Origin of the sequence: Magnetofaba australis IT-1 (genome assembly GCF_002109495.1) — a bacterium.
Classification (GTDB): domain Bacteria; phylum Pseudomonadota; class Magnetococcia; order Magnetococcales; family Magnetococcaceae; genus Magnetofaba; species Magnetofaba australis.
Genome location: NZ_LVJN01000021.1, coordinates 214,397 through 234,053, shown reverse-complemented (window position 1 = coordinate 234,053; position 19,657 = coordinate 214,397). Strand labels below are relative to the sequence as shown.

17 protein-coding genes are annotated in these 19,657 nt (G+C 60.9%); 10 read left to right on the top strand and 7 right to left on the bottom strand.

What is annotated here, in order from left to right:
• Positions 1-139 precede the first annotated feature (139 nt).
• The 3 genes from MAIT1_RS19800 to MAIT1_RS19790 are packed head-to-tail and all read left to right on the top strand — an operon-like array spanning position 140 to position 2,896.
• Positions 140-1,453 carry an HD domain-containing protein gene (locus tag MAIT1_RS19800; protein ID WP_158089643.1) on the top strand — a complete coding sequence of 438 codons (1,314 nt, stop codon included), beginning with the start codon at positions 140-142 and terminating at the stop codon, positions 1,451-1,453.
• Positions 1,437-1,964 (top strand): hypothetical protein, encoded by a 528-nt coding sequence (locus tag MAIT1_RS19795; RefSeq protein WP_085446632.1) that lies wholly within the window; start codon positions 1,437-1,439, stop codon positions 1,962-1,964. Before MAIT1_RS19800 ends, MAIT1_RS19795 begins: the two co-directional genes overlap by 17 nt.
• A gap of 53 nt (positions 1,965-2,017) precedes the next feature.
• The gene (locus MAIT1_RS19790; protein WP_085446630.1) at positions 2,018-2,896 is read left to right on the top strand and encodes a sterol desaturase family protein; all 879 of its coding nucleotides are present in this window, start codon (positions 2,018-2,020) and stop codon (positions 2,894-2,896) included.
• Here the strand turns inward: MAIT1_RS19790 and MAIT1_RS19785 are convergent.
• The gene (locus tag MAIT1_RS19785; RefSeq protein WP_085446628.1) at positions 2,861-3,178 is read right to left on the bottom strand and encodes a hypothetical protein; all 318 of its coding nucleotides are present in this window, start codon (positions 3,176-3,178) and stop codon (positions 2,861-2,863) included. The genes MAIT1_RS19790 and MAIT1_RS19785 overlap by 36 nt on opposite strands.
• A gap of 82 nt (positions 3,179-3,260) precedes the next feature.
• Between MAIT1_RS19785 and MAIT1_RS19780 the strand changes: the two genes are divergently transcribed.
• On the top strand, positions 3,261-3,785 hold the full coding sequence (locus tag MAIT1_RS19780) for a cytidine deaminase (RefSeq protein WP_198947968.1): 525 nt from the start codon (positions 3,261-3,263) through the stop codon (positions 3,783-3,785).
• Positions 3,782-4,351, top strand: coding sequence for a DUF924 family protein (locus MAIT1_RS19775; RefSeq protein ID WP_085446626.1), 570 nt, complete (start codon positions 3,782-3,784; stop codon positions 4,349-4,351). The genes MAIT1_RS19780 and MAIT1_RS19775 overlap by 4 nt, the downstream gene beginning before the upstream one ends.
• Here the strand turns inward: MAIT1_RS19775 and MAIT1_RS19770 are convergent, their stop codons facing one another.
• The 3 genes from MAIT1_RS19770 to MAIT1_RS19760 all read right to left on the bottom strand — a co-directional run bounded on the left by MAIT1_RS19770 (position 4,352) and on the right by MAIT1_RS19760 (position 6,988).
• A complete protein-coding gene (locus MAIT1_RS19770) occupies positions 4,352-4,852 on the bottom strand; it encodes a GNAT family N-acetyltransferase (protein ID WP_158089642.1) in 501 nt (166 codons plus the stop codon).
• Positions 4,853-5,077: 225 nt separating this feature from the next.
• Positions 5,078-5,812: an SDR family oxidoreductase gene (locus MAIT1_RS19765; protein ID WP_085446622.1), complete on the bottom strand. Its 735-nt coding sequence runs from the start codon at positions 5,810-5,812 to the stop codon at positions 5,078-5,080.
• A 462-nt stretch (positions 5,813-6,274) separates the two neighbouring features.
• A complete protein-coding gene (locus MAIT1_RS19760) occupies positions 6,275-6,988 on the bottom strand; it encodes a DUF4126 domain-containing protein (RefSeq protein ID WP_085446621.1) in 714 nt (237 codons plus the stop codon).
• A gap of 182 nt (positions 6,989-7,170) precedes the next feature.
• On the opposite strand from MAIT1_RS19760, the gene MAIT1_RS19755 reads away from it, so the two are divergent.
• The 3 genes from MAIT1_RS19755 to MAIT1_RS19745 all read left to right on the top strand — a co-directional run bounded on the left by MAIT1_RS19755 (position 7,171) and on the right by MAIT1_RS19745 (position 11,328).
• Positions 7,171-9,003 carry an ATP-binding cassette domain-containing protein gene (locus tag MAIT1_RS19755; RefSeq protein WP_085446620.1) on the top strand — a complete coding sequence of 611 codons (1,833 nt, stop codon included), beginning with the start codon at positions 7,171-7,173 and terminating at the stop codon, positions 9,001-9,003.
• Positions 8,993-9,988, top strand: coding sequence for a glycosyltransferase family 2 protein (locus tag MAIT1_RS19750; RefSeq protein WP_085446619.1), 996 nt, complete (start codon positions 8,993-8,995; stop codon positions 9,986-9,988). The genes MAIT1_RS19755 and MAIT1_RS19750 overlap by 11 nt, the downstream gene beginning before the upstream one ends.
• A gap of 272 nt (positions 9,989-10,260) precedes the next feature.
• Positions 10,261-11,328 carry a Gfo/Idh/MocA family protein gene (locus MAIT1_RS19745; RefSeq protein ID WP_085446618.1) on the top strand — a complete coding sequence of 356 codons (1,068 nt, stop codon included), beginning with the start codon at positions 10,261-10,263 and terminating at the stop codon, positions 11,326-11,328.
• Between the two features lie 560 nt (positions 11,329-11,888).
• Here the strand turns inward: MAIT1_RS19745 and MAIT1_RS19740 are convergent.
• Positions 11,889-12,479 carry a HupE/UreJ family protein gene (locus tag MAIT1_RS19740; protein WP_085446617.1) on the bottom strand — a complete coding sequence of 197 codons (591 nt, stop codon included), beginning with the start codon at positions 12,477-12,479 and terminating at the stop codon, positions 11,889-11,891.
• A 213-nt stretch (positions 12,480-12,692) separates the two neighbouring features.
• Between MAIT1_RS19740 and MAIT1_RS19735 the strand changes: the two genes are divergently transcribed.
• On the top strand, positions 12,693-12,950 hold the full coding sequence (locus tag MAIT1_RS19735) for a hypothetical protein (RefSeq protein ID WP_085446616.1): 258 nt from the start codon (positions 12,693-12,695) through the stop codon (positions 12,948-12,950).
• Between the two features lie 5 nt (positions 12,951-12,955).
• Positions 12,956-14,296, top strand: a complete 1,341-nt coding sequence (locus MAIT1_RS19730; protein WP_085446615.1) for an ANL family adenylate-forming protein — start codon at positions 12,956-12,958, stop codon at positions 14,294-14,296.
• A 917-nt stretch (positions 14,297-15,213) separates the two neighbouring features.
• Here MAIT1_RS19730 and MAIT1_RS21680 read toward each other — a convergent pair.
• Both MAIT1_RS21680 and pseC read right to left on the bottom strand, forming a co-directional pair.
• Complete coding sequence (locus tag MAIT1_RS21680) at positions 15,214-15,732, bottom strand: hypothetical protein (protein WP_143814972.1); 519 nt, start codon at positions 15,730-15,732, stop codon at positions 15,214-15,216.
• 1,738 nt (positions 15,733-17,470) lie between these two features.
• A complete protein-coding gene (pseC, locus tag MAIT1_RS19725; protein WP_085446613.1) occupies positions 17,471-19,633 on the bottom strand; it encodes a UDP-4-amino-4,6-dideoxy-N-acetyl-beta-L-altrosamine transaminase in 2,163 nt (720 codons plus the stop codon).
• Between the last annotated feature and the right edge of the window lie 24 nt (positions 19,634-19,657).

Genomic DNA, 19,657 nt, shown 5'->3' with positions numbered 1-19,657 from the left:
GGTTCTGTTTGATGAGGCCCATGCGGCTTTGTCGTTCTATATACAACTTAAAGAATGAAAAGAGATGGAATACAAGGCGCAAAGAGTTCGTGACCCCCTGCACAACCTTATAGAATTTAAAGGGGAAAAGTTTGAGAGTGTGCTGTGGGAGCTAATTCAAACACCCGCGTTTCAGCGTTTGCGCCGCATCAAGCAGTTGGGTTTCTCGGACTTCGTTTATCCCGGCGCCACGCACTCCCGCTTCTCCCACAGCATCGGCGTGTTCCATACGGCGCGTCGGCTGACGTCGATCATTGAGGAGAAGCTGGATAAGAAAATCGATGACGATCTGATCAAGCGCGCGCAAGCGGCGGCGTTGTTGCATGATGTGGGGCATGGGCCATTCAGCCATGCGTTTGAAGCGGTGTATGAGAAGGTCGGGCTGCCAAAAGTCGATCATGAAAGCATCAGCGTGCATCTGATCCAAGATGACCAGATTGCAAAAATTCTCAAACCAATTTGCAGCGGCTTTGCCGAAGATGTGGCGCAGATGATTCGGCCTGGCTCACAAACCATCTATGGCGCCGTAGTCTCCAGTCAGTTTGATGCGGATCGGCTGGACTATATGCGCCGCGACCGCTTGATGACCGGCACGCAGAACGCCGCCATCGATTTTCATTGGCTGTTGGCCAATCTGGAGATCGGCAATGTGCCAAATGTTGTTGATGATGCGTTGATTGGCTATCAGGAGCTGTTTGTTCTGAGCACAAAGGCGCTGCAAGCGGCGGAAGCCTATGTTCTGGGCCTGTTTCAACTCTACCCCACCGTCTATTTCCACAAAGCCACACGGGGGGCGGAGAAGATTTTTACGGAGTTGATTGCCCGCTTGATCACTCTGAGTCGAGAGAGCGCACACGCGCGGACCGGTTTGCCCGCAAATCACCCGCTCAGTTGCTTCGCCCGGGCTCCACAGAGCATGGAGCGGATTCAGGCGCTGGATGATACGGTGGTGTGGGGCGCGCTGCCGATGTTGGCTCAGGCTGAAGACGCCACCGTGGCCCATTGCGCCAATCGTCTGTGGCGGCGGGAGTTGTACAAGTGCATCGATGCGAGGGCGCGGTTAGACAAGCTGCCTGCGGAGGCGTTTGAGGCGGCGCAAAAGTCTGTGACGCGGAAAATCACCGATTGGTTGCGCGAGAACCCCGGCCCATGCCCGCGTATTTTGATTGATGGCGGCAAAGACGCCAAGCGCGAGGCCTATTCCGAGTATAAAGAGTCAAAAGGGTTGCAGAATCAGATTCTTGTCCGAAGTGAGGAGGGAGAGTACGCGGATATTTGCGATTATTCCCCCATGATCAAGGCGATCAAAACGTATAAAGTGTTCCGGCTCTACTACGCAAAAGAGGACACTGAAGCGCAAAGCTTCATCCAGCAAGTGATCCAGGAGGAGTTGAACAATGTCGCCAACGGGTGAATTCAAAAGCAGTGCGCGCAAGGCGCAGCAGATTGTTGCGGATGCCGGTGGTGAAGTGGTGGGGCGCACCCGTTTGCAGAAGATGGGCTATATTCTGGAGCTGGCAGGCGTTGGCGAAGAGTTCTCCTTTTTCTATAAGCATTACGGCCCCTATTGCGAGGAGTTGGCCGAAGGCGCGGAAACGGCTAGAGAGTTGGGTTTTGTGAGCGAAGAGGTTCATCCAACAACGTGGGGTGGGAATTATTCGATCTACACGACAGAGCAGCCCACGCCTGCTGAAGAGGTCGATCCGGCGCGACTGAAGCTATTGAAAATCATGAAAGACGCCAACGCCATCGTCCTGGAGTTGGCCGCCACCGCCGCGCTGCTGGCCAAGCAGGGCGAGCCCGACCCCTGGAGCGAAACAGCCAGCCGCAAGCCCGACAAGGCGCAAGGCCGCATGGAGGCTGCAAAGAAGCTCTATAAGGAGCTGCGCCAAGTGGACACGCCATTAGCTTTGCCCGCCATCTAATCCCCTTCGCATATTCGCTTGTCGCGTGAGGCGATTCATGCGACAAGCGAATCATGAACGCACAATTTTTCCTGAATCACGAAGCCCTTATTCGGCTGGGGTGTTTTGTCGCCGTGCTGGCTGTCATCGTCGGTTGGGAGCTGCGCGCGCCGCGTCGCGCCTTGAGCCTTCCGCGCGTCCGGCGCTGGCCCGCCAACATCACCATCGTGGCGCTGAATACGCTGCTCTTACGGCTGATCTTCCCCACTGCCGCCGTGGGTGTGGCGCACCTGGGACAGGCGCAGAGTTGGGGGTTGCTCAACCAGTGGCAGATCCCGCCCGCGGTCGCATTGTTGCTGGGGGTGGCGCTGCTGGATCTGGCCATCTACCTGCAACATGTGATGGTCCACGCCATCCCGACCCTGTGGCGACTGCACCGCATGCACCACGCCGATCTCGACTATGACGTCACCACCGGCAGCCGTTTCCACCCGCTGGAGATCCTCCTCTCCATGGGGATCAAATTCGGCGTCATTGCGGCGTTGGGGCCGTCGGCGCTGGCGGTGATGCTGTTTGAGATCCTGCTCAACGCCTCGGCCATGTTCAACCATGGCAATATCCGCCTGCCATTGGCTTTGGATCGCTGGTTGCGTTGGGTCATCGTCACCCCCGACATGCACCGGGTGCATCACTCGGTGGTCATGCGCGAGACCAACTCCAACTTCGGCTTCTGCCTGCCGTGGTGGGATCGGCTGATGGGCACCTATCGGGCGCAACCGGCGGCGGGGCACACGGGCATGACCATCGGCCTGGAGGCGTGGCGCGATCCACGCGATGCGGCAACGTTGTGGGGGCTGCTCAGGATGCCGTTCCGCAGCGCCGCCGGGCCGACAATGCTGGATGGGGGTAACCGCAGGCTAAGCGAAGTAACGCAGCGCGATGATGACGATTAGGATGATGGCGGTCTGAACAACCGCCGTTGAGAGCACTAACTTCCGCTGTTTGTTGGTGAATTTGTGCAATTCCCCCTGCACTTCGCCGAGCAGACGCACCACGCTTTTGTTGATGCGCCCCTCCATCTCCAGGAACTTCTGATTGTTCTCGGTGAGTTTCAGGTTGGACTCATCGCCGATGGTCTCCACCCGCGCCAGCACGGCGCGATGCTGCTCATCCAGGCGTTTCTCCAGCGTCTCCAGGGAGGCGCTAATGCGGCTGATTTCGGGGCTGTCGTTCATGGGCGCAAACCTGTTGCCATCTGAGGGTGAGAGGACCATACTCGGGGGCTCATTTAAACAGAATTGATCCAATGCGCCAAGCATGCCGCACCGATTGGAGGCCAATATGGAACATGTGGAAGACGATCCGCTCCGGGCGTTTCTGACCAAGACCATGCAGGATATCGGCGGGGCTAAACTGCCGGACTATCTGCCCGCCAGCGAGATCAAACGCTTGCTGGCAGAAGCGTGGTGGGCGCGGGGTTTCGCCCATGCGCCCTACTCCGACTACGCGGTGGGGGCGGCGCTGCTGGATGAGAACACCGGCATTCACAGCGGTTGCAATGTGGAGAACGCTTCGCTGGGGTTGAGCATGTGCGCCGAACGGGTGGCGCTGTTCAAAGGGGTGTGCGATGGCGAACGCCACTATCTAGCGTTGTCGCTGGTGGCCGAAGCTGACGCCGAGGGGCAGCCCATCGCCCCTTGTGGGGCTTGCCTGCAAACCTTGGGCGAGTTCCTGCAACCGGAGACCACGGTATTCCTGGCCTCGGTGGCGGGCGCATTGCGCGTGACCACCTTTGGCGCGCTGTTCCCCAAGCCGTTCCGACTCGATCCCAAAGGGGCATGATCGCCCCCGCCGCCCAGGCGGTGCTGGATTTCTGGTTCGGCGCCGAGGGCGATCCTGAATATGGCCAACCGCGCCGCATCTGGTTTCAGCAGGATGCGGCGTTTGATGCGGAGATTGTCGAGCGCTTTGGCGCGCTGCACGCCGAGGCGGCGGCGGGCGCTCTGAGCGACTGGATGGCTACGCCCCACGGCGCGTTGGCGCGGATCATCGTGCTGGATCAATTTTCGCGCAATCTCCACCGTGACGATGGCCGCGCCTTCGCCTGCGATCCCCTGGCGCTGACGGCGGCCAAGTTCGCCACGGAGCGGGGCGATCATCGTCTTGTGCTTCCCGTCATGGCGGGGTTTTTCCTGCTCCCTTTCGAACATAGCGAAAATCTCGCCGACCAGGACCATGCCATCACGTTGTTCACCGAATTGGACAATGAGCAGGGTCTGTTGTGGGCGCGCCGCCATCGTGATGTGATCGCCCGCTTTGGACGCTTCCCCCACCGCAACGCCGCGTTGGGTCGTGAGAACACTCCCGAGGAGACGGCGTTTCTGACGCAACCGGGTTCGCGGTTTTAATTACACTGCGCGTTGCAGAATCTTGATATTAGCGGGGAAGAATTTGGTCGGTGGCTGCTGGCGTTCAAATCCCAACTGGGCGTACAGCGCCATAGCTTCGACCATGGTGTCCGCCGTCTCCAGGCGCAGCGCGGTATAACCCGCCTGTTTGGAGAAGGTCATTGCGGCTTCCGCCAACGCGCGTCCCACGCCTTGGCCGCGCTGTGCGGGAATCACATAGAGTCGGCGCATCTCCGCCGTACCGTTCTGTTCCCAGGCGCCTTGGAATGGGGCAATCCCTACGCAGCCCACCGCTTGTGGCGCGCCATCCAGCTCCATCCACGCCAGCAGAATCGCGCCTTGAGGCGGCTCATAGCCCTTGGGCAACTCCTCCAATTCCCGTTTGAAATTGCGCAGACAATATCCCAAATCAACCGACTTGGCGTATGCTTGAAACAGTGCGCGGGCGGCTTGGAACTCGTCCGGCGATGTGGCGGGGATGATGGTCAACGGGTCAGACACGCACAGCCCTCAGAAGTCCACTTGATTATCTTGAAAATGAACACAGCGGTGTAAAAAGGGAAGAGACCGGGGCTTCGCTCCAGACCCCGACCAGGGCTCTGCCCTGGACCCGCCAGGGGAATGATTCCCCTGCACCCCCGTTAGTTAACCTTTTGCGCACACATAGAGTTTTGGTTTTTGCTGTGAAATCGGTTAATTAGAGTCAGGACGCGCGGATTAACCGCCTTATGCGCTCATGCCGCCATCCACCACCAGGCTTTGGCCGGTGATGAAAGCGGCCTCCTCGGAGAGCAGAAAGCGCGCCGCAGCGGTCACATCCTCGGCCTGACCGAGACGACCCAGCGGGGTGCGGCGGATGACTTGTTGCCGCTGTTTGTCGCCCATGTCGGCGGTCATGTCGGTCTCCAGGTAGCCGGGGGCGATGGCGTTGACGGTTACACGGGCGCGCCCCATTTCGCGACACAGGGCGCGCACCGCGCCCTCCAAGCCCGCTTTGGCGGCGGCGTAGGGGACCAATCCCGAAAAGCCGGTGTGGGCGATCACCGAGGAGACCATGATAATCCGCCCCTGTTTGCGCAGAAGCATGCGGCGGGCGACAGCGCGGGTGAGGAGCAGGGTGGCGGTGAGGTCCACATCGATGGTCTGGGCGATGGCGCCGACATCCTGCGTGGCGAGCAGACCGTCGGGGGCGATGGCGGCGTTGTTGATCAAACCATAGATTGGGCCGAAATCGCGTTCGATGCTCTCCACCAGGGCGGCGCTGGCGTTGACGTCGGCCAGATCCACAGCGTCGAAGCGGTAGGCGTCGGGGTGTTCGGCGGCCAGGGCGTCGGTTGCGGGGGTGGGGCGACGGCTGAAGGCGGTGACGCGATAGCCATGGGCGAGCAGGTCGCGCGAAAAGGCGAGTCCGAGGCCGCGGCTGGCGCCGCTAATGAGAATCAGGGGAGCGGGAGCGTTCATCCGAGCATTGTAAAGGCAGCAAAGCCGCAAAAAAAGGGAGTGGGCTGGCAGGGGGCAAAAGTGTGTGCGTGGGGGAGGTCGAGCGAGCGCTGACTATTGGCCTGCGGCTGGCCGCAGGCGGGGTCTGGGGGCCGCTGCCCCCAGCGGGTCCAGGGCGGCGCCCTGGCGGGGTTTGGGGCAGCGCCCCAATATCTTTAAATCTTTAGGCCGTTTCCCCCTTGATGAAGGCGGATCTCAGACGGGACAGCAAGGGAAGCGCGAAGCGACAAGGCCAGTCGGGAGGCAAACGGGGAAACGGTGGCAAGCGTATGTCGGCGCAGCCGACAGGAGCGAATGCCGTAGAGGCCGCCGACTGGAACAGATAAAAATGTGTGCGCAAAGGGCGCCGACCAATGATCACTAACAGAACCAGAAAATAAGCTCGTGATACCGTTACACACTCACGCTATAATTGAGTGCGCTTCAAGCCCGCTCCACAGTGGATTTGGCGGGACTCTGCGGCGTCGCATCGGCATTGGCGGGCGCAGTCGCCGCCGCGCCAGCAGCAGGCGCAGCATCAGCTTCATCGCCGCCGCGCCCAAAGATGCGCCCAATGCGGCGGGCCAACGCCTTGATTCCGCGCCAGATTTTCGGCAGCAGCCAAGCGGTGAGCAAAGCGAATAGCACCAGCAGGCCCAAAAACACCGCCGGATGGAACAGCGCCGCATACATGCCGCCGATCACGGCGACGTCTTCGGTGATGGAGGCGCCCCAGTTGCTGACGGGTTCGGGGGAGGTGTTGATCAACACCCGTGAGCCCGCCTTGACCAGATGCGAGGAGGCCGCCACCCCGCCGCCGACAATGGCCGCCGCCAATCCCAACGCCGGGTCCATCTCGCCCACCGCCCCCGCCGCCAGAACCGCGCCGGCGGGAATGCGCACGAAGGTGTGCAGGGTGTCCCAAAAGGTGTCCACCCCGGGAACCTTATCGGCGAAGAACTCCACCGCGTACATCAAGCCCGCCGCGCCGATCACCAGCGGGTGGCTCACCATCTCCAATCCCGGCGGCAACGTCACTTGGCCGGTGGTCGCGCCCAACCCCAACACCAGCAGAGTGGCGTAGAGGTTCAACCCACTGGCCCAGGCGGTTCCCATACTCAGGGCGATCAGGGCGATGATCTGTTGATACGCTTCCATAACGGTTGGCGCTCCCAAGCCGATGCAACAGGAGAGAAAAACGGGGATACGCAAGATCAGTGGCGCACAGGGGCGCGATGTTGCGTCCTGTGGCTATTATGCGGCGAGACTGCTAGGATGGCGAGATTCCATTTCCCTATCATAAGAGTGCGGGATTCCGCGCCATTTTCGCCAAGCGCTGCATGATCAAAAAACGCCACAACGCCAACGATCTGAACTTCTACGCCAAGGGCTCGTTCAACACGCCCATGATCCGCGAGAGTTTGCGTCCCCATTGGCGCACTTTTGCGTTTACTGCGCTGGTCTCCGCCCTGCTGGGGATGGCGCAGGTGGTGGGTCTGACCGCGTTCCTGCCGATTCTGGCGGTGTTGATGGGCAAAGGCGTCGACGAGCTGGCGCAGATCCCTCTGCTGGGCGACGTCCTGCCCTATCTGCCAAATGATCCGCGCGCCGCCGCCGGGGTGATGCTGGCGGTGCTGTTCGTGGTGTTGGTGGGTCGCGCGGTGGCGCGGGCGGAGATTCAGTTGATCCAACAGCGGCTGATGTTCCGCATTGACGTGCATCGACGCGCGGAGTTGACCGCCCACTGGCTGCGCGTCCCCGCCATTATGCAAGGTCGCGATGCGGTCTCCCGCCTGCTGCACATGGCCAACTATGACGTGCGCAACTTCGCCACCGGTCTGTCCTCCGTGGTCACGCTGATCTCCGCCTTTGCGCAACTGGCGATCGTCCTGGGCTTTCTGGCCCTGGTCACCTGGGAGGTGATGGCGCTGGTGCTGGGGTTCATGGTGCTGTTCATCATCCCCGCCACCCTGTTTGCGCGGAAACTGTTTCAGGCCGCGCACCGGGAGAATTCGGCCATCGTCTCCTATATGCAGACCTGTCTGGAGATGATCAAACGCACCGAATTGATTCGCGTATTCCATACCCATCGTTTGGAGATGGCCCACTTAAGCGATTCGGCGGAAGCGTATCTGCCGTTTAAATTCAAATATCTCCGCATTCGCGCGCTGGCCCCGGTAATGGTTGAAGTGGGGATGGCGGTGGCGGTGGTGGTGGTGTTGGGCTGGCATCTGCTCTTCTCCGGCAACGAGGCCGCAGTGGAGCATCTGGTGCTGTTTATCGGCGGCATGGCGATGCTGGCGCCGAGCCTGACGGCGGCCAACACCGCCTTGGGATCGGTCTCGCAAGTGGTGGCGTCGGCCAATCGGATGCAGGAGATTTTCGACCTGCCCAGCGAAACGTCGCCGCCCGCTTCGGAAGCTCCGAAGAATCCCGAAACAGAGATCGCCATGCGGGTGGAGAGTCTCACCTTTGGCTATCCCGGTGTTGACGAACCGGTGTTGCAGAACTTCTCCGCACAGTTCCCGGCGGGCAAATTGACGCTGATTTTCGGCGCCTCTGGGGCGGGGAAATCGACCCTGCTCAAAGTGTTGCAGGGGCTCTATGCGCCACAACAGGGGCGTGTTCTGGCGCATGGGGAGGATCTGGCGCAGATGGACCCGGCGCGCAAACGCGCCACCGTGCTGATGATGCCGCAGGATCTGCCGGTGTTCCATGGCACCGTGCGCGAGAACATCGCCTATGGCGGCGGCGTGAGCGATGCGGCGCTGGATGAGGCGGTGTCGGTGGCGCGGGTGGATGAGTATCTGGGGCGTCTGCCTGAGGGGTTGGAGAGCCATGTGGGCGACGGCGGCGGCTTGCTGTCGGGCGGGCAGCGGCAACGTCTGGGCCTGGCGCGCACCTTGGCGCAGAAGCCCCGCGTGCTGCTGCTGGACGAACCCACCAGCGCGCTGGATCGCCATCTGGAGCTGGATGTGCTCAACCACCTGATGGATCTGTGCGAGGCTGGAACCACGGTGATCATGACCACCCACAAGGTGGATCTGGCCCCGCTGGCGGACAATCTGGTGTGGTTTGCCGATGGCCAGTTGGAGAGCGGCGCCTTCGAGCAGTTCGAAAAGCGTCTGGAAGGGTTCCGCATCAAGCGGCGGCACAAGAGCGATGACGCCTAACACCCCCGCTGCGCCGCGTTGGGCCGATGGTCGCCCACGAGTGGCGGCGGCCATTCCCTGCTATCGGGTTAAACGTCACATACTCACGCTATTGTCCGCCATTGGCGCAGAAGTCGGGGCGATCTATGTGGTGGATGACGCCTGCCCCGAGGGCAGCGGCGATTGGGTCGCCAGTGGGTGTGACGACCCCCGTGTGCGGGTGCTGCGTCATACGCAGAATCAAGGCGTTGGCGGAGCCACCATCACCGGCATGCGCCAAGCCCTGGCCGATGGCGCCGAAGTGATCATCAAGCTCGATGGCGATGGGCAGATGGACCCGGCGTTCGTGCCCACGCTGATTGCGCCGATTCTGGCGGGGGAGGCGGACTACGCCAAAGGCAACCGTTTCTTCGACCCCGAGAGCGTGGCGCAGATGCCCACCGGGCGCATCATCGGCAATGCGGTGTTGTCGTTTTTGGCCAAGCTCTCCACCGGCTACTGGGATATTTTCGACCCCACCAATGGATTCCTCGCCATCCATGCCCGGGTGGCGGCGCGGTTGCCGTGGGAGAAGCTGGCGCGGGGCTATTTCTTCGAGACCGATATGTTGTTTCGGCTCAATACCCTGCGCGCGGTGGTGATGGATGCTCCCATGTCCGCCCGTTATGGCGACGAGGCCAGCGGCTTGAATGGCTGGCGCGAGGCCCCACGGTTTCTGGCCGGGCATGCGCGCTGTTTGCTCAAGCGGCTGTTCTACAATTACTATCTGCGCGACTTCTCGGTGGCGTCGCTGGAGTTGCCGTTGGGTGTGGCGCTGCTGCTGTTCGGCGTGATCTTCGGCGCCTGGAAGTGGCTCACCGGCTATCAGACTGGCGCCTTCTCCAGCGCCGGCACAGTGATGTTGGCGGCGCTGCCGGTGCTGCTGGGGGTGCAGCTCCTGCTGGCGTTCCTGCAACACGACGCCCGCAGCGTGCCGCGCGCGCCATTGCACAAACGGTTGCGTTAGAGTGCATCAGGTTCAATGGGATGTCATTGTTCGGGAAGATGAAAGATATTGAGGGCTGCGCCCTCAAACTCCGCTAAAATCAACGGCAAAACCGTGGGCTCCGCCCATTTTTGATACGGCTTCGCCTGTGGCCGCTGGGGGCGGGGCCCCCAGACCCCCGAAAATCCCGCCATAAATGTCGGGATTTTCGACCTGTCGAGTTTCGAGCAATCCCTGACTTTTGTTCAGGTTACTGATAATTGCGATTGTGACTTCAGGAAAAGAGACCGCACATGACCGCACACACTTTGCGTTTGGGACTGATCGGCTGTGGCCGCGTGGCGCAGCACTACCGCAAAATTCTCACCCGCGACATGGCTCCGGGCGTCACCATCAGCGCCGTGTTTGACCTGGATCGCGCCAAAGCCGAGGACATGGCGGCCACCTTCAACGCCACCGTGCACGACTCCTATGCCGCCCTGCTGGCCGATCCCAATGTGGATATGGTGGTGATCCTCACCTTCAGCGGGCTGCACTTTGAGCATACCAAGCAGGCGTTGGATGCGGGCAAGCACGTGCTGATCGAAAAGCCGGTGTCTCTCATCCCCGGCCAAGGCGCTGAGTTGCAGGAGTTGGCCGACGCCAAAGGGGTGATGTGCGGCGTAGCGTTCCAGAATCGCTTCAACCCCGCCATCCGCGCCCTGCGTGAGGTGATGGATGCCGGGCGGTTGGGCAAAATCGTCACCGCCTCCATTCGTCTGCGCTGGTGCCGCTTTCAGGAGTACTACGAAGATGGCTGGCACGGCACCTGGGGCATGGATGGCGGGGTGATCAACCAGCAGGCGATCCACCACGCCGACGCGCTGAACTGGCTGTGCGGCCCCATCGAAGCGGTGTGCGCCGCCGAGGCGCGACGCATGAACAAGCTGGAGGCCGAAGACACCATGACCGCCAATGTGCGCTTTGAAAACGGCGCATTGGGCACCATCGAAGTGACCACGGCGGCGCGCCCGGAGGATTTTGAAGCTTCCATCTCGGTGGTGGGTGAAAACGGCATGATCACCCTGGGCGGCATTGCGCTGAATCTGGTGGACAACTGGTTCTTCATCGAACCCCAGGCGGGAGACGCAGACGCCAAAACCCGCTGTTCGCAGGAGGTGGAGACCGGCTATGGGTTGAGCCACGGGCCGCTGTTGGTGGAGATCGCCGAACGTTTGGCTGCGGGTCGCACCGACGCGCCCATCAGCGCCGCCGATGGCGACGCCACCACGGCGTTGGTGCATGCGCTCTACGCCAGCATCGAGCGCGACGGCTGGGTGAAGATGGCGGACAAGCCGCAGTCGAGCCGCCTGGGCAGTTGAACTCAGCTGTGAAGTCATAGAGTGACGGGAACCTAAAATCATCCATTTCATTTATGGGGAGATGGAAGATATCGAGGGCTCCGCCCTCGAGCTCCCAAAATCAAAAGCTACACCGTGGGCTCCGCCCACACCCGCTGGGGGCGCGGCCCCCAGGCCCCGCCGCCGACCAGTCGGCGGCCCATAGTTAGCGCAAGCTTGTACTGCGTCACGCAAACATTGGCTGTTTAGAGCGGTTTTGATTTTGCGTGGTGATAACAAAGGCGCAAGCGAGAGAGCTTGCGCCTTTGTTATTTTCAAGGCGGGCGCGGCAAGACGCGGAGTGCGGGAAAGCACGTCAGCCGCCAAGTCGAAAAATCGCCAAAGGCGGTTTTTCGGGGATTCTTAAGGGTCTGTGACCCTTAAGCGGGTGTGGGCAGCGCCCACGATTTGGCAGGAATGCCAAATCGGACTCGCGCAGCGAGCCCGCAGGGTGAGGACCAGGGATGGTCCGAATCACGGTTTGGATTTTGATCTTGGGAGCTCGAGGGCAGAGCCCTCGATATCTTTCATCTCCCCAAAATTTACCCAGCCAGCAGAGCCAACCCGCTCAGAGCCACGGCGCCGCCGCCGATGCGGATGACCGCCGGGCCCATGCTGCGCACCCAGTTCATCACCGCCAGAGTCAAGGCGATGCCGAAGCCGTGCAGGGCGGCGGTGGCGATGGCGAAGCCTGCGGCATAGCTGGCGAAAGCCGCCATGGCGGGGGCTTCCGCGCCATGGGCAAAGCCGTGGAACAGCGCCAGCACGCCGACCATCAACGCCGCCGCGCCCCAAGGCATGCGCGCGCCGCCAGCGATGACCAGACCCAGCAGAATCACCGAGCCGACGATGCCCAGTTCAACATGGGGCAGGGCGAAGCCGGTCATGCCCACCGCGGCGCCCACCAGCATCATGGCCACAAACGCGGCGGGAACGCGCCACAGAGCGCGGCCGCCTTGCTGTGCGGCCAGCACGCCGACGGCGATCATGGCCAACAGGTGGTCAACGCCGCCCAGCGGGTGGGAGAGCCCCGCCACGAGGCCGTGGCCATGGGGTTCGACACCGGTATGGGCGAAGACGGGCGCAGCCATCAAGGCGACGGCGGCGGCCAACAGCGAGATCAGGGCTTTCATGGATCCATCCTCCGAGGGGGGGTGAGGGTATGGCGTCTCGGGTTGCACACGCAACCCGTCCATTATCATATGCTGATATCCATGGTATGCCTCACTGACGGTAGGCGCAACAATTCTACGCACCCCGACGGAGATTCTCTCCCACTGGACCCCTGGGGCGCGGCGCGGCATCATGGGGGCTTGTCTGCAACCGATCCAATGAGATGAGTCGCCATGTCCGCCACCGACGCCGCATTTACCGCCATTCGTGAGACCTTGAGCGAGATCATCGCCAACCGGGGCGAAACGCCGCCGGAGATCACGCTGGAGACCTCGGTGCGCGAAACGGTGGTGCTGGACTCTTTCGAGTGGGCCGAATTCGCCATCGCCATTGAGTTGAAATTGGGCGCCGATCCGTTTGACCGCATGCGCGAGCGCAACGCCGATATCCACCGTGTGGCCGACATCGTCGCCCTGTTCGATCCCGCCTGATCCCCATGACCGCCGATCTGCTCACTCTGGCGCAAGCGGCGCCGCCCGACGCGGCGCTGCTCATGGACGCCGACGGCGCCCTCACCTATGGCGCGGCGTTGGCGCAGGCTGTTCCGTTGGGCGAGAGCTGGCGCGATGGAGTGCAAGGGCGTCGCGCTTTGTTGCGGGTGGGCTCGGCGCGCAACGCTCTGTTGGGCATGTTGGCGCTGCAGGCGGCGGGGGCGCAGATCTTCCTGCTGGACATCAACCGCAGCGACGCCAATCGGCTAGTCAAAGCCCATGGCGTCGGCGCGGTGGTGAATACCCGTGACGGCCTGCCGCAACGGTTTCACCGCTTCCCCATGCGCGGCGAACAGCCAGGGGATGGGGCGCAACTGGTCTTCTTCACCTCCGGCACCACCGGCGAGCCCAAGGCGGTGGCGCACCGCTGGGAGACCCTGCTGGCCCCGGCGCGGCGCGATGCGCGTTATGCCGGAACCCGTTGGTTGGGCAGTTTTCCGCCGACTCTGTACGCAGGATTGCAACTGTTAGTGCAGGTGGTGGCCAACGGCGCGACTCTGGTGGCGCCGCCCGATAACGACCCGCGCGCCATCGCCGCCGTGCTGGCGGATCAACATGTTGAGTACGCCGCCGCTTCGCCCACCTTCTGGCGGCGACTGCTGCGCTTTGGCGGACCTGCCGAACAGTGGGGGGCGTCTCTGCGCGGCGTGACCCTGGGCGGCGAGGCGGCGGATCAGACTCTTCTTGATGAACTGTGCGCGCGCTTGCCCCATGTGCGCGTCAGCCACATTTTCGCCACCAGCGAGCATGGGCGCTGTTTCGCCGTGCATGATGGTCAGGCGGGCTTTCCCGCCGATTGGCTGAATCACCCCCTGCAAGACGGCGTGATGGTGCAAACGCGCGACGATCAATTGTGGATTCGCCCCGTCCACGGTATGGCGGGCTATGCGGGCGGCGCGGCAGACGCACAGGATGACGCAGGGTGGCGTCCTACCGGAGACCGCGTGGCGGTGGCTGAGGGTCGGGTGCGGTTTCTTGGTCGCGATGGTGAGATGATCAATGTGGGCGGTCACAAGGTGGCGCCGTTGGATGTGGAGCGAGTGTTAGCGGCGGTCCCCGGGGTGGCGGAGATATTGGTGTATGGGCGTCCATCGCAGGTGACGGGGGAGATTCCCGCTGCGGACGTGGTTCCGGCGCCGGGGGTGGATGGGGAGGCGCTATTAGCCGAACTCAAACGCGCGGCCCATGCGACGCTGCCGCCGCAGGCGCGCCCGCGACAATGGCGGGTGGTGGAGGCGCTGGCGGTCAATGCGGCGGGCAAGGCGCAGCGCCCGACGCAGGATTAAATGAAGCGCGGAAGTAAACGTGGCCGCCGACTGGTCGGCGGCGGGGTCTGGGGGCCGCTGCCCCCAGCGGGGTGTGGGGCGGCGCCCCACGGTGTGGCAGTGGATCTTGCTGTTTCCCCATTGAAGAGGGTGCGAGCCAGTAGGAAGTTGGAGAAGGAGAGCCGAGCCACGAGCCTGCAAGGAGGCTGTCGGGGAAACGGCAGGTGAGCAGGCCCGAAGGGCCGTCGTCCGCAGGACGGCGAACTGCACTAAAACTGCGCGCTTGGTAAAGTCAAAAAAGTGTTTGCGTGAGAATCTGAATTCGGTAACTGTCCCCGGAACTTGAGACATTGAAGAGGGTGCGAGCCAGTAGGAAGTTGGAGAAGGAGAGCCGAGCCACGAGCCTGCAAGGAGGCTGTCGGGGAAACGGCAGGTGAGCAGGCCCGAAGGGCCGTCGTCCGCAGGACGGCGAACTGCACTAAAACTGCGCGCTTGGTAAAGTCAAAAAAGTGTTTGCGTGAGAATCTGAATTCGGTAACTGTCCCCGGAACTTCGGTTCCCGGAACTTGTCCGTGAATTCGGTAACTGTCCCCGGAACTTGTCCAAAGTAAGCCATCTCCAGTAATTTATCTGTTGTGGGCATTCCCATCACTTTTTCCTCTCGCTATACGTTCCACGGATAGATTGCCGAATAAATTGGCTTCTTGACTGGTCTCGTGCGCACATGCGTTCATGACCTTTTAATAGAAAAACTCTACGATAGGGATCAATTTTACCCCTAGATGACTCTCGGAAGTCAGATATATCAGTAGTGTCCTGATAAACTCCGGGGAATATTGGTTCATTTCTTACATTCACAGCGATGTAAATCAATTTTCCTCTGGTGTCTTCATATTGCGTATCGTCGAATTGGGACTCTTCAATATCTCCTAAATAGGTTACGATACTTTTTGCCGTTGCCGGTTTCCCTGGGGGGGGGTAACTAATTCAATCCCTTTTATGAAACCACCATTTTGTACAAGCAATCTGGACACATCATTTTCAATGTTCTGTTTCCAATCTTTATAAGTATCCGCTGATAATACATACTCATGATCAGATGCAAGACTTTCCACTGCAATATTTAATTCATACCGCACGTTAAAGGAGATAATCAGATAGTCAGCAGGATCGAGTTTATATTCTGAATAAGTTACTCCTCCTCTGCAAACCCACCCCCCCATTACATACCTTATAAATGTATTTATATATAGCTTGCCAATAAAACTGCCTTGGTTACGATACGAATACATATTAATGTAAAATAAACTGCTTGGCGCCATAAATACGCATAGAACAATGGCTTTAAATCTTTTATTCCCATTTTTCCACTTCTCCCAAATAATAAAAGCCACAACACAAGACAAATAAAAGATTGCCTTAATAATTATATCCGCGAAAAAATACTTTATACCCATCTTGCAGCAATCCTTGAATTCGGTGAAGGGGGCATCTATGAGTCCCCCGAAAAAAGCTGGCTCCCCTGACGGAGTTTCGGGGGAGTTTCGGGGACGGACGGAGTTTCGGGGACAGTTACAGAATTCCGGGGACATCTATGGACCCGCCCCCTTATGCAAAGAAGAATTTCCTTATAGCGGCGAATGGTGGAAGCGATTGCTGACATCTATCCGGCCTTCTGTTGGGACGACGCTGTGCGCCCTGGGTCATGATGGAAACCGCGCGTTCTCTCCTGATCACTCACTCGGCCTCGTAGGCCGCTGTCCCAGTAAGGTTCAAAGAACGCCGGATCGCTCCGTTTCGCCATCAAGGGTATTCCCCTTCGCAATTCGTGGTGGATTATGACATCCGACTGAATCCTATCCATCGTGGTATGGGGGCGTTTTCCACAATTCCCCAGGCCACAGGAGCCCATTGACTCCGCATCGGGCCTGGGGAATTGTGGAAAACGCCCCCATACGGCCCTGTTGCAACCTCTTTGACCAATCAACCCGCCGCTACCATCGCCTGTTGCGCTTTGCCCAGTCAGTTGGGGCGATAGCACTCGCCCGTCACCAACAGCGCCCAGAGTATCCGCGCCATCTTGTTGTGATGGGGCAACCACTTGGCGCGCAGGCGCTCAACACCGAGCGCGGCGGTTTCAGAAGCGCTGCTTACGCATCGCCCGATCAAGGAAGGTTATTGACCTATCTCATCCCACACCGCACTGCAAAACCACACACCAACCTCGGTCATTGATCAACCTAGAGGAATGGAATGGCCTCAGCAATATATTTTTTGGAACTTTTCTGGAAACGATGGGAATTCTGGTGGATATTTCGCTGATTTTGTGACGAGAAAGAAATATTATCTACCGCTAACTGGAGTTTTATCTCAATCGAAGTAGGCAACCGCGACAAGAGAGCGTGTTTCCGTGCTCGCGCTCTTTCCCCTGCGCCACCTCTTTGATGCGGGTGAGTGAGTGGACAAATCCTTGCCCTACCAAGCGCCAGGGCCATTTATCCCCTATCCGCCAGCGGCTCTGGCCCGCTTTCGCGTGCTGTATGCATCCGGCCATCTCCGCCAGCGCCAGTGAGGATGGAAACGTCACCCTACACGCGGATGAGGGGGTGGATCTCCAGCAGATGACGCACGAGTTCCTGCATCTGCTCGACGGGAAAAGATCGCTGCGACTGCGTGAGGAGGGGCGATGTGTGCAGTGTGTGGACGCAGCGGCAAGTGCTTCCGCGTCTTGTTCTGGCATGACAAGGTTAAGCAGACGGATAACTGCGTGGGCAGCCAAATCGGTATTGAGCCCCCCTCCTCCGCTGCTTTGGCGGCGAGGGCGCCACCGCCCTTTGGGCGTTTCGCAAAAGAGTGGAGAACGCCAAAACCATCCAGCGGGATTATTTAGAAGAGCAAGTTGGAGCGGCCCGGCGTCTGGTTGATTCGCTCTCCACTCTCTAACCCTCTTTAGCCGGATAGAGAAGCCGACCCGTCCGCAGCGGATTACCCGGTCATCCGCGCCTTGTGACAGATGCTGGGCAAGCTATTCAGTATTGCCGGGTCGTTTCCCTTTCAGTCCCCATGCAGATCGAATTCCATGAGGATCCTGCTGCTGGGGGAATTCCGGGGACACTCACTTAATTCTCGGGATTTTGTGTTGTCTCCGTGGAGAAAAGTAGGACACTGGACGTAACACACCCCGTTGGAGGCGAATTAGCGGGAGGCGGTGAGTAACCCCCGCACGCACGCAATCACATGCGCTGCATCGGCGTCGCTCATGGCCGGATAGAGCGGCAGGGAGAGACACTGCGCATAGAAGGCGTCGGCATGGGGGCAGTCGCCGGGACCGGTCCCGAAACGCTGACGGTAGTAGGGGTGATGGGTCACCGGGATGTAGTGCACCTGGGTATAGATGTGGTCCTCATTGAGCTTGAGCATCACCGCCTTGCGATCCATCCCCAGCGCCGCGAAGTCGAAGCGCACTGTATAGAGGTGATAGTTACTCAGTCGCTCCGGCGACTCGGTGGGCAGGGTGATGTGGGGTAGTCCAGCCAGCTCGGCGTTGTAGCGCTCGACCAGGACGCGCCGACGCGCCACAAAGCGCGGCAGTTTGGCCATCTGTGACGTTCCCAACGCACACTGAATGTCGGTGATGCGATAGTTGAAACCCAGCGCGATCTGCTCGTAATACCACGGTCCGGGCATCTGCTCGGGGGTGAGGTGGTCGCGGCTGATGCCGTGGGAGCGCAGCAAGCGCACCCGTTCGCCCAACGCGACATCCTGAGTCAACACCGCGCCGCCCTCGCCGGTGGTCACATGCTTGACCGGGTGAAAACTCATACACGCCATATCGGAATATTCACACGCCCCCACCGGCTTGCCGCCATAGGTGGAGCCCAGGGCGTGGCAGGCGTCCTCCAACAGATAGATCCGCGTGCCGAACTCCGCCTGCTTGGCGTCGATGAGGGCGCGAATCTCCGCCATATCGCAGCTCTGGCCGGCGAAGTGCACCGGCGTGACGATGCGCGTGCGGGGGGTGATCAGCGGCGCGATGGCGTCGGCGGTGATATTGCCGGTGATCGGGTCGATGTCGGCAAAGCGCGGCGTGGCGCCGCAATAGACGGCGGCGTTGGCCGAGGCGGCGAAGGTGAGCGGCGAGGTGATCACCTCATGCTCCGGGCCGAGTTCGGCGGCCATGCACGCCAGATGCAGCGCGGCGGTGCCGGAGTTGACCGCAACCACATGGGCGGCGCCGGTATAATCGCTCAGGGCTTGTTCGAACGCGGCGACGTGGGGCCCTTGGGTGAGCCACGCGCCGCGCATCACCGCATCCACCGCCGCCAGATCGTCATCATCCAACCACTGCCGCCCATAGGGGACCCGGCCATCGGGCGCAGGATAGCGCGCTTGTTCGGGCTCCGGCTCCGCCGCCAACCCGGCGCGCAACTGTCCCTGCACATCGGCCTGACCGTCGGCGGCAAAGCGCGCCAGACTCTCGGCCATGGTGGGCGCCAGTTGACCCAACGCCTGCTCCAACGCGGTGACGTCCAGAGTGAGATCCAGCCCCCGCGAGGCGGTGAAGTGGGCGTCGCGCACCGAGCCGGGCAGCACCAGATGGGTATCGAAACCAAATAGATCGGCCACCGCGCGGCCAAAGTCGAGTTTGCTCATGCCGTCGCGACAGGCGACGTTGTAGAGCCCGTCGAGCCCTTTGGCCATGGCCGCTTCCAGCAGATCGTGCAGATCGCCCACATAGATGGAGGAGAACAGCGCGTCGGCAAAACCGCTCACCGCATGCTTCTGCTGCTGGGCGCGCAGGAACCACTCGGCGATGCTCAGTTTATCGCGCAGATTCCAGCCGTAGATATTGGTGCGCGCCACCAGCGCGCCGGGGCGCTGGAGAGCGAGCTGTTCGGCGGCGCGCTTGGTCTTGCCGTAGCGGTTGAGCGGGGCGGGGAACTCCTCCTCATCGTGGGGGCCGGGGGCGCCGCTATAGACCGCGTCGGTGGAGATGAAGATCAGTTTGGCCCCGCTATCGCGCAGGGCGTCGAGCAGATTGCGCGTGGTCAGCACATTGGCGCGCCAGGCGCCCTCTTCGTCCACCTCCATGGCGTCGACGTCGGTGCGCGAAGCGCAGTGAATCACCACATCGGGAGTGAAGTTCTGAATTTCAGCGCGCAGGGCGGCGTAGTCGGTCATATCCACGCCGCGACAGGCGGCCCCGGGGATGCGCACCGGGTTGCGGTGATAGAGCCCCAACACGGAATCGCCCGCCTGCGCGCGGCGCCAAGCCAGATAGCCGCCCAGCAGGCCGGATGCGCCGGTAATCAGAGTGCGGCGAGGCGCCGAAGCGGGAGAGGAAGGGGCGTCGGTCATGGTCGATTCCTGACGGAGATCTGG